The following is a 16,773-nucleotide window of genomic DNA, read 5'->3' as shown; positions in this document are numbered from 1 at the left end:
ATACCGATACGTTATTCTAATTTGAACCACGCGCTGCGCATCCCACTGGCCGCCGAAGTCCACTCGCGGCCCTTCCTGCGGCTCAAGGCGCCGGAAAGCATCAGCCACCTGGCCGTGTACTGCCGCGACGGCGCCGAACCGCGCGGCGCCAACCTGGCCGGGCGGCACGCCATGCTGGCGGCCTTGTGCCTGCATTTTGGCGTTGCCGCACCGCACGTCGACGCCAAATATTTCTACCACGACTTCGGCCGCTTCCGCCTGAAGTGGGAATGCCACACGGAGTTTGCCACCTACACCTTCGCCGAGCCGCAGGCCGTCGGCACGGCGCTGGCGGACGCCTTCGCGCGCGTGCCGCTGATGCACATTCCGCAAGACTGGCTGGCCGGCCTGCAGGGCAAGATCATGGTGGCCGCCCACGTCGTGCTCGACAAGAGCGCCGCGCCGGCCGAGGAATTTGCCGAGCCATTGCAGCGCGTCTTCGAAGGCTGCCTGCTGGTCGGCAGCAAAGTCTTGCAGGGCGGCGAAGTGTGGACCGACTTCCTGATCCAGTCGGACGGCTTCAGCCGCTTCGTCGTGCGCGACGCCGGCCTGCGCGAGCAGCAGGCGGGCAGCCTGGTGCAGCGCGTCCTGGAAATCGAAACCTACCGCATGATGGCGCTGCTGGGCCTGCCCTACGCGCAGAGCGCCGCGCCGGCCCTCAACGCCGTCGAGGAAGAGCTGGCGACGCTGACGGCGACGATGGTCGACATCGACGACACCAGCGCCAACACCTTCGCCGAGCGCTCGGCCCAGGACGCCGACCCGGAGCAGGCGCTGCTGGGGCACATCACGCGGCTGGCGGCGCGCGTCGAGAAGCTATCGCTGGACAACAACTACCGCTTTTCCGCCTCCCAAGCCTATTTCCGCCTGGTCCACGCCCGCATCGAGGAATTGCGCGAGACGCGCATCGAAGGCATCCCGACGGTCGGCGAATTCATGGAGCGGCGCCTGACGCCGGCGATGAACACCTGCACGGCCATCGCCGGCCGGCAGGAAGCGTTGGCGCGGCGCATCGCCCACACCAATGACCTGCTGCGCACCCGCGTCGGCATCATCCAGGAGCACCAGAACCGGCGCATCCTGCAGTCGATGAACCGGCGCGCGGCGCAGCAACTGCGCCTGCAGCAAGCCGTCGAAGGCTTGTCGGTGGTGGCCATTTCCTACTACATGGTGGGCTTGCTCAGCTACGCCGGCAAGGCGGCGAAGGCGGCGGGCCTGCCGATCAATGTCGAAATTACCACCGGCCTGCTGGTGCCGCTGGTGGCGGGCGCCGTCTGGCTGGCGCTGCGGCGCCTGCACAAACACATGCAGGTCGACTGAGCCGGCACAGCTGGGGACAGACCACGATTTTCGAGAAATACTTTCTCGAAAATCGTGGTCTGTCCCCAGCTGTAAAAAAAGCCCCGCTGCGCAGGCAGGCGGGGCTTTCGGGGTGCCGCGCGGGCCGCTGGCGGCCCGCTATGGATCGGTGTTACAGCACTTCGCTGGCGTGGTCCGCCAGGCGCGAGCGTTCGCCGCGCGCCAGTGTCACGTGGCCGCTGTGCGACCAGCCCTTGAAGCGGTCAACCACGTAGGTCAGGCCGCTCGACCCTTCCGTCAGGTAGGGTGTGTCGATCTGCGCGATGTTGCCCAGGCAGAGGATTTTGGTGCCGGGGCCGGCGCGCGTGACCAGGGTCTTGACTTGTTTCGGCGTCAAGTTCTGCGCTTCGTCGATGATCAGGAATTTGTTGACGAAGGTGCGGCCGCGCATGAAGTTGAGCGACTTGATCTTGATGCGCGAGCGGATCAGGTCTTGCGTCGCCGCGCGACCCCATTCGCCGCCGTCCGAGTCGGATTTGTTCAGCACTTCGAGGTTGTCGTCGAAGGCGCCCATCCACGGCGACATCTTTTCTTCCTCGGTGCCCGGCAGGAAGCCGATGTCTTCGCCCACCGGCACGGTGACGCGGGTGACGATGATTTCGTTGTACAGCTTCGTCTCCAGCACTTGCGCCAGACCGGCCGCGAGCGCCAGCAGCGTCTTGCCGGTGCCGGCCTGGCCCAGCAGGGTGACGAAGTCGCATTCCGGGTTCATCAGCAGATTCAGCGCGAAGTTTTGCTCGCGGTTGCGCGCCGTCACGCCCCAGACGTTGTTCTTCGTGTGGCTGAAGTCGCGCAGCGTTTGCAGCACGGCCGTCTTGCCGTTGATTTGCTTGACCTGGCCGTAGAACGACGCTTCGCCGTTTTTCGGCTCCAGGTAGATGAACTGGTTCACCAGCATCGAGGGCACGAACGGGCCGGTGACGCGGTAGTAGGTGGAGCTGACGCCGCCCTTGTTCTCTTGCCACGACTCCATGTCCTTGCCGTGCTTGTTCCAGAAGTCGTCCGGCAATTGGACGATGCCCGAGTACAGCAGGTCGGTATCTTCCATCACGTGGTCGTTGAAGTAGTCCTCCGCCGGCAGGCCCAGCGCGCGCGCCTTGATGCGCATGTTGATGTCTTTCGACACCAGCACGACGGGGCGCTCCGGCTGCTCCGATTCGAGCGAGCGGACCACGGCCAGGATCTGGTTGTCGGCCTTGCCAACCGGCAGGCTCATCGGCAGGTCGGCGCTTTGCAGGCGGGTCTGGAAGAACAGGCGGCCCTTGGCGTCCTTGTTGCCCAGTTTCGACAGCGGGATGCCTTTTTCGATCGCGTCGTCGTCCGTGCTGCCCACCAGCGCGTCGAGCGTGCGCGAGACCTGGCGGGCGTTGCGCGCCACTTCCGTCATGCCCTTCTTGTGGTTGTCGAGCTCTTCCAGCGTCATCATCGGCAGATACACGTCGTGTTCCTCGAAGCGGAACAGCGAGGAGGGGTCGTGCATCAGCACGTTCGTGTCGAGCACGAACAGCTTGGTGACGCCGGCCTTGTCGGCGGCGCGGCTGGCCGAGGACTTGATCGGCACTTCGACGGGCTTGTGCTTGGCCGGGTGCGGTTTCTCGACCGGGGTGATGGGCGTGACCTTGGCGCGCGCGGCCGGCGCCTTGGCCTTGGCGGCGGGCGCGGCCACCGGCGCGGCCGGCTGGGGCGCCGGCGCGGCCGGCTTGGCGACCATCAGGGCGGCCACTTGCTTGATCTTGGTGGCGGCGTTGCTGCGCGGTTTAGGCGCGGCCGGCGCGGCGGCGACCGGCGCCGTTGTCGCCTGGGCGACGGCTTGCACGGCGGCCTTGCGCGGGGCCGGGGCGGTGCGCACGCGGTCCGCCGTTGGGTAATCTTCGGCCAGCAAAATGGTGGCTGGCTTGCTAGGCAGTTTCGGCAGTGGCATCAGGATCTCAATCAAAAAATTTCTGGAATGATCCGTCCACGGGCAACCCGCTCGCGGCGGCGCTGCGCATGTGGGGGATGCGATGGATAATCGGGTTATAGAACTGGCTTCGGGCCGCGGTCTGGCCCGAGGTGGATGGCGTGGCGGGGCGTACAGTCCGCCCGCCGGTCATGGATGGGAATGCTCTTCGGTGATTCAAAATGGGCAGGTTCGCATACTGTTTACTACGGTTGAGCAACTTTCTGGAAGCCGGCAACGCGCATTACTTCAGACGCGCCACAAATTCCAGCACTTCGTCGACGTGGGTTGCGGCTTTCACGCCTCTCCATTCTTTCACCAACTTGCCCTCAGCGTCAATGATAAACGTGCTGCGTTCGACGCCACGGACAGTCTTACCATACATCTGTTTCATCTTCATGACGCCAAACTGCAGGCAGACGGCTTCGTCGCTGTCGGCGATCAGCTCGAAGGGCAGGCCCAGCTTGGCCTTGAAGCCTTCGTGCGAGCGCAGCGAGTCGCGGCTGATGCCGTAGATGTCGATGCCGGCCTGCTGGAATTGCTGGTAGTGGTCGCGGAAGGCCATGCTTTCCGTCGTGCAACCAGGGGTGTTGTCCTTCGGGTAGAAGTACAGCACCGTGTACTTGGCCGGCCGGCCGGCCAGCTGGAAGCTCTGGCCGCCCGTCATCGGGGCGGTAAAATCGGGCACTACGGTTGCGGTTTGGCTATCAGCCACGGCTTCTCTCCTGAACGGTGAACTTCAGCGCTGATGTCGGACCTGACAGCGCAAGCAGGGGGACGCGCGCGGGCGCGGACAATCAGCGCGCCTTGCCTTGCACCATCAACTGGCCCGAGCGTCCCGGCACTTCGCCCCAGCTGATGGGGCACACCGGCAGGTCGGCGTCTTTCACTTTGTCGTAATAGTCGGCCATCGACGCCAGCCGATAGCCCTGCGCCAGCCAGCCGGCCAGCAATTGTTCGAAAATGGGGGCGAGTTTTTGCCCTTCAAGTTCGGCGTGCAAGGTATAGACGTGGTCGCGCGCGGCGCCCGCCGTCAGCTTGAGCAAATGGGCGGCGATGTTGGCCGTCGTGATCAGCGTGCCGTCGATTTCCCGGCCCAGCAGTTCGTCCAGCGTCGGCAGCGTCGTCGGCAGCTGCACGCAGGACAGCACGCGCGCGCCGTCGGCCAGCCGGTGCGGTCCGCTGGCGGCGCTGCGCAGCGCGCCGTTCTCTTCCAGCGGCGCCCGGCCGTCCGAGGCGTAGCGGTAGCCGGCCGCGTCGTGCTCGGCGAAGGCGGCCGCGTTCATCTGCCAGCCGGCCGCGCCGTGGGTGGCGGCGGCCGCGCCGAACACCTCGGCGTGGCGCGCGGCGGCCTTGCGCATCATGGCCGTGGTCCAGGCGGCGCCGCGGGCGGCGACGTTGTCCTGCCACAGCACATGGTCCCAGGTGTGGATGCCGCATTCGAAGCCGGCGTCGCGCGCGGCGCGCATCTCGGCCGCGCACTGCCTGCCGATGTCCGGCCCCGGCAGTAGGGTGCCGTACATCAGCGTCTTCAAGCCGTAGTGTTCGACCACGGAGGTGCGCGACACCTTGCTGAAAAAGCCGGGTTTGAGGGCGCGCCGCAGCGCCCAGCCGGTGTGGTCCGGCCCCAGCGAGAACAGGAAGGTGGCGCGGGCCTGGTAGGCGCCCAGCAGGCGCAGCAGATTGCCCACGCCTTCGCGTGTGCCGCGGTAGGTGTCGACGTCGATTTTCAACGTCAACAGCGGCCCCGTGTGCTTGATCGTTTCCGTCAAATCATCAATCCATCAAGGCTTTGGCTTCGGCCACCTGGCTGCGGTAGGCGTCGAAGATGTTGCGCAGCGAATCGGCCATCGTCGTCGTCGGCGCCCAGCCCAGCTCCTCGCAGGTGTTGGTGATCTTCGGCACGCGGTTCTGCACGTCCTGGTAGCCGGTGCCGTAGTAGGCGCCCGAGGTCGTTTCGACGATCTTCACCTGCTTGGCGCCGTCGGCGTATTCCGGATACTCGGCCGCCAGCGTCAGCATCATGCCGGCCAGGTCGCGGATCGAGTAGTTGTTGGTCGGGTTGCCGATGTTGTAGATCTTGCCGCTGGCCACGCCGTCCTTGTTGGCGATGATGCGGATCAGCGCGTCGATGCCGTCGTCGATGTAGGTGAAGGCGCGTTTTTGCGCGCCGCCGTCGACCAGCGAGATGTTTTCGCCGCGCACGATGTGGCCGAAGAATTGCGTGACCACGCGCGACGAGCCTTCTTTCGGCGTGTGGATCGAGTCCAGGCCGGCGCCGATCCAGTTGAAGGGACGGAACAGCGTGAAGTTCAAGCCTTCCATGCCGTAGCCCCAGATGACGCGGTCCATCAATTGCTTGGCGTTCGAGTAGATCCAGCGCGGCTTGTTGATCGGGCCGCAGATCAGTTCCGAGTTTTCCGGGTCGAATTCGGCGTCGTGGCACATGCCGTACACTTCCGAGGTGGACGGGAACACCAGGTGCTTGCCGTACTTGGCGGCCGAGCGGACGATGGGCAGGTTGGCCTCGAAGTCCAGCTCGAAGACGCGCAGCGGCTGCTTGACGTAGGTCGACGGCGTGGCGATGGCCACCAGCGGCAGGATGACGTCGCATTTCTTGACGTGATACTCGACCCATTCCTTGTTGATCGTGATGTCGCCCTCGAAGAAGTGCATGCGCGCCTTGTAGGCTTCGTTGTCGAGCAGTTCGCTGATGCGGTCGGACATCATGTCCATGCCATACACGTGCCAGTCGGTCGTTTCCAGGATGCGTTTCGACAGGTGGTGGCCGATGAAGCCGTTGACGCCGAGGATGAGGACTTTTTTCATGTGATCTTCTCTTGTGTAATGTTCAGTGTGCGCCCGGCGCGGCGGCCAGACTGTCTTGCAGTTGTGCGGCCGTCACGGCCGCGCCGCCTGCCGTCAGGGCGGAAATCGCCAGCATGCGGCCATCGCCGCAAACGCCAAAGACGCAATTATCCACTACTGCCAAGCCCGGTGGCAAACTTCCGGCCGGCCGCGGGCTCAATCTGGCCCGTTCTATTGTATAAGTGACACCATTTACCTCGGTGAAGGCGCCCGGATACGGCGGCGCGACGGCGCGGTGCAGGTTGTACACGGTTTGCGCCGGCAAGCGCCAGTCGATGCGGCCGTCCTCGGGCTTGCGGCCGCCGAAGTAGCCGCCCTGGCCGAGGTCGTTGGGCAGGCGCGCCGCCGTGCCGTCGAGCAGGGCCGGCAGCACCGTCCACAGCGTCTGCTCGGCCGCCACGGTGACCTTGCCGAACACCTCGAAGGCCGTGTCGTCGGGCAGGATGGGCACGGCCGTCTGGGCCACGATGGCGCCGGCGTCCGGCTTGACGGTCATTTCGTGCAGCGTCGCGCCGCTGGCGCCGGCGCCGTGCAGCACGGCCCAGTTGACGGGGGCGCGGCCGCGGAACTGCGGCAGCAGCGAGCCGTGCATATTGAAGGCCGGCGCCACGGCCAGCAGTTCGGCCGGCAGCATGTGGCGGTAGTAGAAGCTGAACAGGAAGTCCGGCCGCGCCGCTTGCACCCGCGCCAGCAGCTCGGCCGACCTGGCGTCGGGCGGCGTGATGTAGGCGATGCCCTCGGCCTGGCACAGCGCCACGACGGACTCGAACCAGATCGTCTCGGCCGGGTTGTCTTCGTGCGTGACGACGAGGCGCACGTCGACGCCGCCGGCCAGCAGCACCTTCAGGCAGCGCACGCCGACGCTGTGGTAGGCGAAGACGACGGCGCCCTTGCGCGCGGCGGCGCCCATCAGCGGCCCACCGTGCGTTTTTCCACCGCGTCCGACAGCAACTCGTGCTGGCCCGCGCCGTGCTGCTGCAGGATGGTCTGCACGACGTAGCGGGGGCGGGCGCGCACTTGCTGGAAGATGCGGCCCACGTACTCGCCCAGCAGGCCGATGCCGAACAGGATCACGCCCATGAAGAAGAAGGCGATGGCGAACAGCGTGAACACGCCCTCGGCCTCGGCGCCCAGCGCGAAGCGGCGCAGCAGCAGGAATGCCACCAGCAGGGCCGAGCCGGCCGACAGCGCCATGCCCAGCATCGAGAACATTTGCAGGGGGATCAGCGAGAAGCCGGTGACGAGGTCGAAATTCAGGCGGATCAGGCTGTACAGCGAGTATTTCGACTCGCCGGCCGCGCGCTCCTCGTGCTCGACGGTGATTTCCGTCGGCTTGCGGGCGAAGGTGTAGGCCAGCGCCGGCACGAAGGTGTTGACCTCGGCGCACTGGTTGACCAGGTCGATGACGTTGCGGCCGTAGGCGCGCAGCATATTGCCCTGGTCGGTGATCTTGATGTTGGTGATCTTTTCGCGGATGCGGTTCATCATCTTCGAGGCCAGGGTGCGCCACGCGCTGTCCTGGCGCTTGCGGCGGATCGAGCCGACGTAGTCGTAGCCCTCGCGCATTTTCGCCACCAGGTTGTGGATTTCCTCGGGCGGGTTTTGCAGGTCGGCGTCGAGCGTGACCATGATCTCGCCGCGGGCCGCCTCGAAGCCGGCGAGGATGGCCATGTGCTGGCCGTAGTTGCCGTTGAACAGCACCACGCGCGTGACGTCGGGGCGCTGGCGGAACTGCTCGGCCAGGATGGACACCGAGTTGTCGCGGCTGCCGTCGTTGACGAAGACGATCTCGTAGCCGATGCGCATGGCGTCGAGGGCCGGGTACAGGCGGGCGAACAGCGCGGCCAGGCCGGCCTGCTCGTTGTAGATCGGGATGACGACGGACAGTTCGGGTTTCATCGGGACGGCCATCATTTGATCAGGATCGCTTTGACGGCGGCGACGGCGCGCTCGACGTCGGCCTTGCTCATCGCGTAGAACATCGGCAGCGTCACGGTCAGGCGGCCGATCTTTTCGGCGACGGGGAACATGCCCTCGCCGAAGCCGCGCTCCTTGTACATGGTGAACAGGTGGATGGGCGCGTAGTGGTAGCCGGTGCCGACCTGCTGCGCCGCCATGGCCGTCATGAAGGCGGCGCGCGTGCCGGGGCCGCGGTCGGGCAGGATGATCTGGAACAAATGCCAGTTGCTGTTGTCGAAGTCGGCCAGCGGCAGTTGCGCGCCGCTGGCGGCCTCGAAGTCGGCGCCGAACTGGGCGAAGTAGTGGCGCGCCAGCTCGCGGCGGTGGGCCGTGATCTGCTCGATGTTGGCCAGCTGGCCCAGGCCGATGGCGCCCATGATGTCGCTCATATTGTATTTGCCGCCGAGCACGTCGACGTCGATGCCGTCGACGCCGCTGCGGGTGACGCCCTGCAGCCGGTATTTCTCGGCCAGGCGGGCTTCTTCGGCGTTGTTCAGCACCAGGCAGCCGCCCTCGCCGGTGGTGATGTTCTTGTTGGCCTGGAAGCTGAACGAGACGAAGTCGCCGAAGGAGCCGATGCGCTTGCCGTTCCAGCGCGAGCCGATGGCCTGGGCGGCGTCCTCGACGACGCGCAGCTTGTGCTTGGCGGCGATGGCGTACAGGCGGTCCATGTCGACGGGCAGGCCGGACAGGTGGACCGGGATGATGGCCTTGGTGCGCGGCGTGATGGCCGCCTCCAGCTTGTCGAGGTCGATGTTGCGGGTGGCCGGGTCGATGTCGGCGAACACGGGGGTGGCGCCCACTTCGATGATGACGTTGGCCGTGGCGACCCAGGAAATGGGCGTCGTGATGACTTCGTCGCCGGGGCCGATGCCGGCGATGCGCAGCGCGATTTCCATCGTGCAGGTGCCGGAGTTGAAGGTGCGCACGGGCCGGCCGCCGAAGTACGCGGAGAGCTGGGCCTCGAACGCCTGCACCTTGGGGCCGCTGGTGATCCAGCCTGAACGCAGCACGTCGCCGACGGCGGCGATGGTGGCTTCGTCGATGGTGGGTTGGGAGAAGGGCAGGAAGGGCAGGGCTGAAGTCATAGGTATCTCGGGGTTGCTTGTTCGCTATGGCCCGGGCCGTGTCGGCCGGGGCGGGTAGCGCATATTTTAAATCTTAATCGAATGGCCAGTACTACTAATTCAACGCAGCAAGTAACGGCGCCCGCGGGCGCCGTCGGCCGCTCAGCGGTTGGCGATGACGGTGCGGCGGCCGTCCTGGGCCACCAGGCGCATCGGCACGCCGCGTTGCCGCAGCTCGTTGTAGACGTTCTCGTGGATGATGGCGACGTCGCGCACGCCGGCCTGGGCGTCGCGGCGCCATTGCGCCACGAAGGCGTCCAGCGTCGGTATCGACAGTTCCGGCTGCTGCTTCAGGCCGAAGCTGAACTCGTCCCAGTAGTTGACCAGCGTGACGGTGCGCTGCAGGTAGAAGGTCAGCGACTGCTCGTAGATGCCGACCGAGTAGATTTTCGTGTCGGGGCCCAGTTCGGCCTGGATCTGCGGCAGCATCGCGATGCCGGCGCGGTGGCGGCCGTAAGGCTCGAAGCCGGCCAGGATCAGTTGCGTGGCGGCGAAGCCGGCGCAGGCCAGCGTCAGCACCGTCATGTCGCGCCGCAGGTGGCGGGCGTGCAGCAGCGCCAGCGCGCCGCCGGCCAGGGCGACGAAGGCGGCCGCCAGCACCCAGGGCTGGTAGGCTTGCAGCAGCGTCACTTCGGACGGGTGGCGCGTCGAGATATTGACGATGTAGGGCACGGCGGCGATGCCGGCCGCGCCGACCACGGCCAGCAGCGCGCAGGCGACGATGCGGCTGCGCCGCGACGCCGTTTCCAGGTAGCAGGCCGTCAGCAGGGCCAGCGCCGGGAAGATCGGCAAGATGTAGCCCGGCAGCTTCGAGCTGGAGTAGCTGAAGAAGGCGAAGATGAAGACGCTCCAGACCAGCAGCATCAGCTTGGGCTGGAAGGTGCCGGGGGCGCGCCGCAGCGCGCCGGCCAGGCTGTGCGGCAGCAGGGCCAGCCACGGCATCATGCCGGGGATCAGCATGACGAAGAAGTAGTACCAGGCGCCTTCGCGGTGGTGGGTCTTCAGCAGGAAGCGCTCGAAATGCTCGTGGATGAAGAAGAAGTGCGGCTGCTCGGGGTTGCGCAGGGCCACCAGCACGAACCAGGGCGCGGCGATGGCGAAGAACAGCAGGCAGCCCTTGAGCAGGTGCAAACGGCTCCAGATGGCCCAGTCGCGCGCGGCCAGCGTGTACAGCACCAGCACGGCGCCCGGCAGCACCAGGCCGATCAGGCCCTTGGCCAGCACCGCCAGCGCCATGCCGGCCCAGCACACCAGCATCCAGTTGCGCCGCTCGGCCGGCGCGGCCGCGTCGCGCTGGGCGATCAGCAGCGCGCACAGGCTCACCGCCATCATGCCCGACAGGCTCATGTCGAGCGAGTCGATCTGGCCGGAGGCGACCCAGAACAGGCTGGAGCCGAGCACCAGGCCGGCGTACAGGCCGACGCGGCCGCCGAACACCTTGTTGCCGGCGTGCGCAGTGAGCGCCACGCCGAGCATGCCGCAGACGCCGGTCCACAGGCGCGCCTGCCATTCGCCCAGGCCGAAGGCGGCGAAGGAGAGCGCGTTCATCCAGGTTTGCAGCGGCGGCTTCTCGAAGTACTTGATGCCGTTCAGGCGCGTCGTGACCCAGTCGCCGGTGACGAACATTTCGCGCGCCATTTCGGCGTAGCGGCCCTCGTCGGGCGGCACCAGCGTGCGCACGCCCAGCATGTAGAGGGTGACGATGACGAAAGTGGCGAACAGCGACCAGACCAGGGTTTTGGATTTGTGCAGGTCGTTCATCAGGCGTTTGCGCCTGTCTCGATGATCAGGGCCAGCGTGACCTTGCGGCCCTCGCCCATCAGGATGTTGTAGGTGCGGCAGGCGGCCTGGTTGTCCATGCATTCGACGCCGATGCGGGCCATCGTCAGGGCGGCGCTCAGCTGCGGGTGGACGAAGCGCTGGCGCGCGCCGGTGCCGAGGATCACCACGTCGGGGCGGTCGGCCAGGATCTGCGCGAAATGCGCCGCCGTGAGCTGCTCGAAGGCGGCCACGTCCCAGTCGCGCGGGGCCGTCTCGGGCATCACGATCAGGCTGCCGGCGTAGCGCCGGGCGTTGATTTCGACACCGCTGTCGTCGTAGCCGGTGACGGTCTGGTACTGCTTGGTGGTGCTGGGATGGAGCTTCATGGGCGTGTCAATGCGTCAAATTGGTCGGCGATCCCCGGGCCGTCCGCCATTGCTGCTGCGGCGCCAAAGGGCGTGAACATGCCATAACTGGCATAAAAGCGCGTATTGCTGGCCTTTCGGGGGCCGGATCGCCCGCAAAAGAAGCGCCATTGTAGCGTTTTTCGTAGCGCCGACTAATAAGGTTGATAAAATCGTAGGGTTTCGGCAGAATGGGTCTTTTCGCATTGCAGCATGCGCGTCCGCCGCGCGCGGCGGCGCCCCCTCAAGACAGGACTTTACTTTGCGACTGATTCAGAAATCGAACAAACTGGCGGACGTCTGCTACGACATCCGCGGCCCGGTCCTGGAAAAATCCAGGCAGATGGAGGACGAGGGCCACAAGATCATCAAGCTCAATATCGGCAACCTGGCCGTGTTCGGTTTCGATCCGCCCGACGAGATCGTCCACGACATGATCGTCAACCTGCACAACGCCGCCGGCTACACGGACTCGAAGGGGCTGTTCGCGCCGCGCAAGGCCGTCATGCACTACACCCAGAGCAAGAACATCGCCGGCGTGACGATCGACGACATCTACCTGGGCAACGGCGCCTCCGAGCTGATCGTGATGGCCATGAACGCGCTGCTCAACAACGGCGACGAGGTGCTGGTGCCGGCGCCCGACTATCCGCTGTGGACGGCGGCCGTGAGCCTGTCGGGCGGCCATCCGGTGCACTATGTCTGCGACGAGCAGGCCGAGTGGTATCCCGACATCGAGGACATGCGCCGCAAGATCACCTCTAACACGCGCGCCATCGTCGTCATCAACCCGAACAACCCGACCGGCGCGCTGTACCCGGTCGAGGTGCTGCGCGACATCATCGAGCTGGCGCGCCAGCACCAGTTGATCATCTTCGCCGACGAGATCTACGACAAGACCCTGTACGACATGGCCGAGCACGTGTCCATGGCCTCGCTGGCCGACGACGTGCTGTTCATCACGATGAACGGCTTGTCGAAGAACTACCGCTCCTGCGGCTACCGCGCCGGCTGGATGGTGGTGTCGGGCGAGAAGCGCCACGCCAGGGATTACATCGAGGGCCTGAACATGCTGGCCTCGATGCGTTTGTGCGCGAACGTGCCGGGCCAGTTTGCGATCCAGACTGCGCTCGGCGGCCACCAGAGCATACAAGAGCTGGTGGGGCCGGGCGGACGCCTGCTGAAGCAGCGCGACCTGGCGCACCAGCTTCTGACCGAGATTCCGGGCGTCACCTGTGTGAAACCGAAGGCGGCGCTGTATATGTTCCCGCGCCTGGACCCGGTCATGTATCCGATCGCCGACGACCAGCAGTTCGCCTACGAGCTGCTGGCCGAGGAAAAGGTGCTGATCGTCCAGGGCACGGGCTTCAACTGGATCGCGCCGGACCATTTCCGCGTCGTGTTCCTGCCGAACTCGGACGACCTGAGCGACGCCTTCGGCCGTATCGCGCGCTTCCTCGACGGCTACCGCCGCCGCGCCAGCCTGCGTTGACCAATTAACCTGGCGGCGCGTGCCGGGCACGCGCCGCCGCAGAAAAGACATCTATGAAACCCATCAAAGTAGGCCTGTTAGGGCTTGGCACCGTCGGCTTAGGCACCTTCAACGTCCTGCGCCGCAACCAGGAAGAAATCAAGCGCCGCGCCGGCCGCGGCATCGAGATCGTCGCCGTCGCCGACTTGAACACGGCGCGCGCTCTGGAACTGACGGGCGGCGCCTGCGCCGTCGTCGGCGACGCCCAGCAGATCGTCGACGATCCCGAGATCGACATCGTCATCGAGCTGATCGGCGGCTACGGCATCGCCAAGGAACTGGTGCTGAAGGCCATTGCCAACGGCAAGCACGTCGTCACCGCCAACAAGGCACTGCTGGCCACGCACGGCAACGAGATCTTCGCCGCCGCCCAGGACAAGGGCGTGATGGTGGCGTTCGAGGCGGCCGTGGCCGGCGGCATCCCCATCATCAAGGCGCTGCGCGAGGGCCTGACGGCGAACCGCATCGACTGGATCGCCGGCATCATCAACGGCACCACCAACTTCATCCTGTCGGAAATGCGCGACAAGGGCCTGGACTTCGCCACGGCGCTCAAGCAGGCGCAGGAACTCGGCTACGCCGAGGCCGACCCGACCTTCGACATCGAGGGCGTGGACGCGGCGCACAAGGCGACGATCATGTCGGCGATCGCCTTCGGCATCCCGGTGCAGTTCGCCAAGGCCCACGTCGAGGGCATCGCCAATCTGCAAGCCGTCGACATCCGCTACGCCGAGCAGCTCGGCTACCGCATCAAGCTGCTGGGCATCACCAAGCGCGTCCGGGTGAACGGCGGCGAGGGCATCGAGTTGCGCGTGCATCCGACGCTGATCCCGAGCAAGCGCCTGATCGCCAACGTCGAAGGGGCGATGAACGCCGTGCTGGTGCAGGGCGACGCCATCGGCGCCACGCTGTACTACGGCAAGGGCGCGGGCGCCGAGCCGACCGCCTCGGCCGTGATCGCCGACCTGGTCGACATCACCCGCCTGGCCACGGCCGACCCCGAGCACCGCGTGCCGCACCTGGCGTTCCAGCCGAACGCGATGACCAACATCGAGATTTTGCCGATGTCGGAAATCACCACCAGCTACTACCTGCGCATGCACGTGGCCGACCGTCCCGGCGTGCTGGCCGACCTGACCCGCATCCTGGCCGACGCGACGATCTCGATCGACGCCATGCTGCAGAAGGAGCCGGCCGAGGACGAGACGCACACCGACATCATCATGCTGACGCACCAGACGCAGGAGAAGAATGTGGTGGCGGCCATCGCCAAGATGGAAGCGCTGGCCAGCGTGGCCGGCAGCGTCACCAAGATCCGCCTGGAAAACCTCAGCTGATACCGGGGGGCGATAAGAAAAAAGCGGCGAGTTCATGAACTCGCCGCTTTTTTTTCGCGCCTGTCAGTCGTAAGTCGCGCTGACGCTGACGCCGCTGAACGGCTGTTTCGCCTTCAGCAGGATGTAGTACCAGCGGCCGCTGGCGGGGGCGGCGATGCCGACGCTTTCGCGGTTGCCCGGCGTGGCCGAGGCGGCGTCATAGTTGCTGGCGCTCGGATAGCGGTCCAGCGCCACGTACATGTCGACATCGCCGTTGCCGCCGTCGCTGCTCAATTTGACGTTCTTGGCGCCGGCCGGCAGCACCATGTACAGATAGGTCTGGCTCGCCGAAGCCTGGTTGCGGATCGCGCAGCCCTTGTCCAGGTAGCTCGGCGATGCGCATTCCGGCAGCGCCGGGCCGTTCGGCAGCGGCGGTTCGCCGGTGGTGCCGGCGGTGCGCGCCCAGGCGGCGAACTCGGCGTCGTAGCGCCGGCCGATGTAGTCGATATAGGTCTGGTAGCCGGCATAGTCGCCCACGCGCAGCTTGGGCAGCATGGCGTCGACGTCGGCGCGGTGCTTCTCCATCATGAAACGCGTCGCCATATAACCCCAGCGGTAGGCGCGCGTGACGTAGTCGCTCATCTGGTAGGTGTTGCCGAAAATCTGGCTCAACTGGTAGGTGCCGCTGCGCGCCGCGTCGATCGCCGCCTGGTTGTTGTTCTTGTTCGACAGGTACTCGCCGATGCCCTCGATCCACCAGACGGTGGGCTTGGCGGTGCTGGCGCCGAAATCGCCGGCCAGATTGAAGCGGCCGTCCAGGTAGTGGACGTACTCGTGCTCAAGGTTCCACACCTGGAAACTCGGGCGCAGCCACGACGCCTCGTGGGCGATGAAGCGGGCCTGGTTGCCGGCTGCGGCCGGATTGCCTTCCAGGTACATGCCGCCGTTGTCGGTGCCGATGCCGTAGATGACGCCGGCGTACTTGCTGTAGTTGGCGTAGTCGTCGAACACCACCAGTTCCAGCGAGGTGTTGTTGTCGTTCGCCACCGGCACGCGGCGGGTTTGCAGCATGTCGTGGAAATAGCTTTCCTCGGCCTGCAATCGGGCGCAGGAGTCCTGCAACTGCGCCGTCGTCATTTCCTGGGCGCGGATGCGCAGCGTCGGGCTGCAGGTGTAGTTGTTTTTCAAGACGGCGTCGGCCAGCCGGGTTTCGTAGTTGCAGGTGCCGTATTCGCCGCAATTGGCGGCGTCGTAGTATTTCACGGCCGAGGCGGCGGCCAGCCACAGCGCGCTGTCGGCGCCGGTCATCGTGCTGCCGGCCAGCGTGCTCTTGACCATCGGTTTGACGGCGTTTTTCAAGGCCGGGTACTGCATGAAGCGGAAGGCTTCGTTGGCGGCGTCGTGCAACTGGTAGCCGGCGCTGGCCAGCAGGGCCGCCCTGTTGTTGACGGCGAAGTTGTTCAGCGCGCTCGCGTAGGACAGGTCGTTTTGCAGCAGCGCCCGGCCCTCGCTGCGGCCGTGGGCATAGAACAGCACCGTCAGCGCGCTGGTGAAGCCGCCGGCCGCGCTGGTTTCCTTCAAGGCGTCCGCCGCCGTCGGCCGCGCCGCGCTGTTGGTGTAGCGCAGCACCAGGTTTTTCACGCTGGGCAGGTAGTGGGTCTCGTCATGCATGTTGGTAACCAGCTTCAGCGTCTCGCTGGCCGTGCTCGGGGCCAGCGGATTGGCCGCGTACAGTGTGGCGCCGTCGACCAGTTGGCGGATGGGCGCGCGCAATTGCACGGCCAGCGCGGGCGCCGGCGCCGCCACCGTGCCGCCGTCGGCCAGGTAGTAACCGGCGCGCAGGTAGATCAGCAAATTCACCAGCGCCATATTGCCGGCGTTGTAGCTTGCCGCCTCTTGCGTGAAGCGGCTGGCGACGGCTTGCAGATTGGCCGCCGAGTACACCTTGGCCGCCTGCGCCGCGTTCAGCGAGAATAGGCCGTAGTGGCATTCGTAGTCGGGCAGTTTGACGAGGTAGTCGGCCAGCGCCGCGCCGTTGTAGGAGGCCAGCTTGTCCATGTCCTGGCAATCCGGCGTGGCCGCCATCATGCGCATGCTGAATTTGTTGGCGCTGCTCTTGGCCTTGGATGGCAACAGGTCGAGGCGCGGCTTGCTGCTGTTGGCCAGGTTGAATGCCGCTTGCTCGGCGGATGGCGGCAGGCTTTGCGGCGCGCGCGGCCGAGGCGCCTGTTGCAGGCGCTCGCGTTCCGGCGGCGCCGGGCGCGGCGCGTCGGCGGCGTGCAGGGCCGGGCTGAGGCTGGCTGCGACTAGGCCGGCAAGATACAACGATTTACTATGTAAAAACATGAATACGGCTCCTTGTAGAGTAAGTTGATGCGCCGGGCGTGCCGCGGCCCGCGGCGCATGCGTGTATTATCCACAATAATTGCTTTTGGTAAACATTGCCGTATTTCAATTGTGCGCGGGGTGG

The 16,773-nt window shown here is 65.8% G+C and carries 13 protein-coding genes; 3 read left to right on the top strand and 10 right to left on the bottom strand.

The window, feature by feature from the left end; all coding sequences use genetic code 11:
• The gene (locus OIK44_RS16035; RefSeq protein WP_273672531.1) at positions 1-1,359 is read left to right on the top strand and encodes a DUF3422 family protein; all 1,359 of its coding nucleotides are present in this window, start codon (positions 1-3) and stop codon (positions 1,357-1,359) included.
• Between the two features lie 151 nt (positions 1,360-1,510).
• On the opposite strand, the gene OIK44_RS16030 is transcribed toward OIK44_RS16035, so the two are convergent.
• From OIK44_RS16030 to OIK44_RS15990, 9 genes are all read right to left on the bottom strand, one after another.
• The gene (locus OIK44_RS16030) at positions 1,511-3,319 is read right to left on the bottom strand and encodes a PhoH family protein (RefSeq protein ID WP_273672069.1); all 1,809 of its coding nucleotides are present in this window, start codon (positions 3,317-3,319) and stop codon (positions 1,511-1,513) included.
• Positions 3,320-3,581: 262 nt separating this feature from the next.
• On the bottom strand, positions 3,582-4,025 hold the full coding sequence (locus OIK44_RS16025) for a peroxiredoxin (protein WP_273672067.1): 444 nt from the start codon (positions 4,023-4,025) through the stop codon (positions 3,582-3,584).
• Between the two features lie 109 nt (positions 4,026-4,134).
• A complete protein-coding gene (locus tag OIK44_RS16020) occupies positions 4,135-5,109 on the bottom strand; it encodes a polysaccharide deacetylase family protein (RefSeq protein WP_273672066.1) in 975 nt (324 codons plus the stop codon).
• 4 nt (positions 5,110-5,113) lie between these two features.
• Positions 5,114-6,166: a bifunctional UDP-4-keto-pentose/UDP-xylose synthase gene (locus OIK44_RS16015; RefSeq protein ID WP_273672065.1), complete on the bottom strand. Its 1,053-nt coding sequence runs from the start codon at positions 6,164-6,166 to the stop codon at positions 5,114-5,116.
• Between the two features lie 22 nt (positions 6,167-6,188).
• Positions 6,189-7,115, bottom strand: a complete 927-nt coding sequence (locus OIK44_RS16010; protein ID WP_273672063.1) for a formyltransferase — start codon at positions 7,113-7,115, stop codon at positions 6,189-6,191.
• Positions 7,115-8,104 carry a glycosyltransferase gene (locus OIK44_RS16005; protein ID WP_273672062.1) on the bottom strand — a complete coding sequence of 330 codons (990 nt, stop codon included), beginning with the start codon at positions 8,102-8,104 and terminating at the stop codon, positions 7,115-7,117. The genes OIK44_RS16010 and OIK44_RS16005 overlap by 1 nt, the downstream gene beginning before the upstream one ends.
• Positions 8,105-8,115: 11 nt before the next feature.
• Entirely contained in the window at positions 8,116-9,252 is a 1,137-nt protein-coding gene (locus OIK44_RS16000; protein WP_273672060.1) for a DegT/DnrJ/EryC1/StrS family aminotransferase, read from the bottom strand.
• Between the two features lie 141 nt (positions 9,253-9,393).
• A complete protein-coding gene (locus tag OIK44_RS15995; protein WP_273672059.1) occupies positions 9,394-11,052 on the bottom strand; it encodes a glycosyltransferase family 39 protein in 1,659 nt (552 codons plus the stop codon).
• Positions 11,052-11,438, bottom strand: a complete 387-nt coding sequence (locus OIK44_RS15990) for an Mth938-like domain-containing protein (RefSeq protein WP_273672058.1) — start codon at positions 11,436-11,438, stop codon at positions 11,052-11,054. Before OIK44_RS15990 ends, OIK44_RS15995 begins: the two co-directional genes overlap by 1 nt.
• Before the next feature lie 280 nt (positions 11,439-11,718).
• Between OIK44_RS15990 and OIK44_RS15985 the strand changes: the two genes are divergently transcribed.
• Together OIK44_RS15985 and OIK44_RS15980 are read left to right on the top strand one after the other, a co-directional pair.
• Positions 11,719-12,948, top strand: a complete 1,230-nt coding sequence (locus OIK44_RS15985; protein ID WP_273672057.1) for a pyridoxal phosphate-dependent aminotransferase — start codon at positions 11,719-11,721, stop codon at positions 12,946-12,948.
• A gap of 53 nt (positions 12,949-13,001) precedes the next feature.
• Positions 13,002-14,324 carry a homoserine dehydrogenase gene (locus tag OIK44_RS15980; protein WP_273672056.1) on the top strand — a complete coding sequence of 441 codons (1,323 nt, stop codon included), beginning with the start codon at positions 13,002-13,004 and terminating at the stop codon, positions 14,322-14,324.
• Between the two features lie 63 nt (positions 14,325-14,387).
• Here the strand turns inward: OIK44_RS15980 and OIK44_RS15975 are convergent, their stop codons facing one another.
• Positions 14,388-16,649 carry a M9 family metallopeptidase gene (locus OIK44_RS15975; RefSeq protein ID WP_273672055.1) on the bottom strand — a complete coding sequence of 754 codons (2,262 nt, stop codon included), beginning with the start codon at positions 16,647-16,649 and terminating at the stop codon, positions 14,388-14,390.
• Positions 16,650-16,773 lie beyond the last annotated feature (124 nt).

The organism is Janthinobacterium fluminis (assembly GCF_028595325.1).
Classification (GTDB): Bacteria; Pseudomonadota; Gammaproteobacteria; order Burkholderiales; family Burkholderiaceae_D; genus Janthinobacterium; species Janthinobacterium fluminis.
This window is presented reverse-complemented; position numbering and strand designations above follow the sequence as displayed.

What these genes read in the sequence shown, in the direction of transcription:
- OIK44_RS16000 (WP_273672060.1), bottom strand. Translation starts at nt 9,252, where the DNA reads ATGACTTCAGCCCTGCCCTTCCTGCCCTTCTCCCAACCCACCATCGAC.
- OIK44_RS15990 (WP_273672058.1), bottom strand. Translation starts at nt 11,438, where the DNA reads ATGAAGCTCCATCCCAGCACCACCAAGCAGTACCAGACCGTCACCGGC.
- OIK44_RS15980 (WP_273672056.1), top strand. Translation starts at nt 13,002, where the DNA reads ATGAAACCCATCAAAGTAGGCCTGTTAGGGCTTGGCACCGTCGGCTTA.
- OIK44_RS15995 (WP_273672059.1), bottom strand. Translation starts at nt 11,052, where the DNA reads ATGAACGACCTGCACAAATCCAAAACCCTGGTCTGGTCGCTGTTCGCC.
- OIK44_RS16030 (WP_273672069.1), bottom strand. Translation starts at nt 3,319, where the DNA reads ATGCCACTGCCGAAACTGCCTAGCAAGCCAGCCACCATTTTGCTGGCC.
- OIK44_RS16010 (WP_273672063.1), bottom strand. Translation starts at nt 7,115, where the DNA reads ATGGGCGCCGCCGCGCGCAAGGGCGCCGTCGTCTTCGCCTACCACAGC.
- OIK44_RS16005 (WP_273672062.1), bottom strand. Translation starts at nt 8,104, where the DNA reads ATGAAACCCGAACTGTCCGTCGTCATCCCGATCTACAACGAGCAGGCC.
- OIK44_RS16015 (WP_273672065.1), bottom strand. Translation starts at nt 6,166, where the DNA reads ATGAAAAAAGTCCTCATCCTCGGCGTCAACGGCTTCATCGGCCACCAC.
- OIK44_RS15975 (WP_273672055.1), bottom strand. Translation starts at nt 16,649, where the DNA reads ATGTTTTTACATAGTAAATCGTTGTATCTTGCCGGCCTAGTCGCAGCC.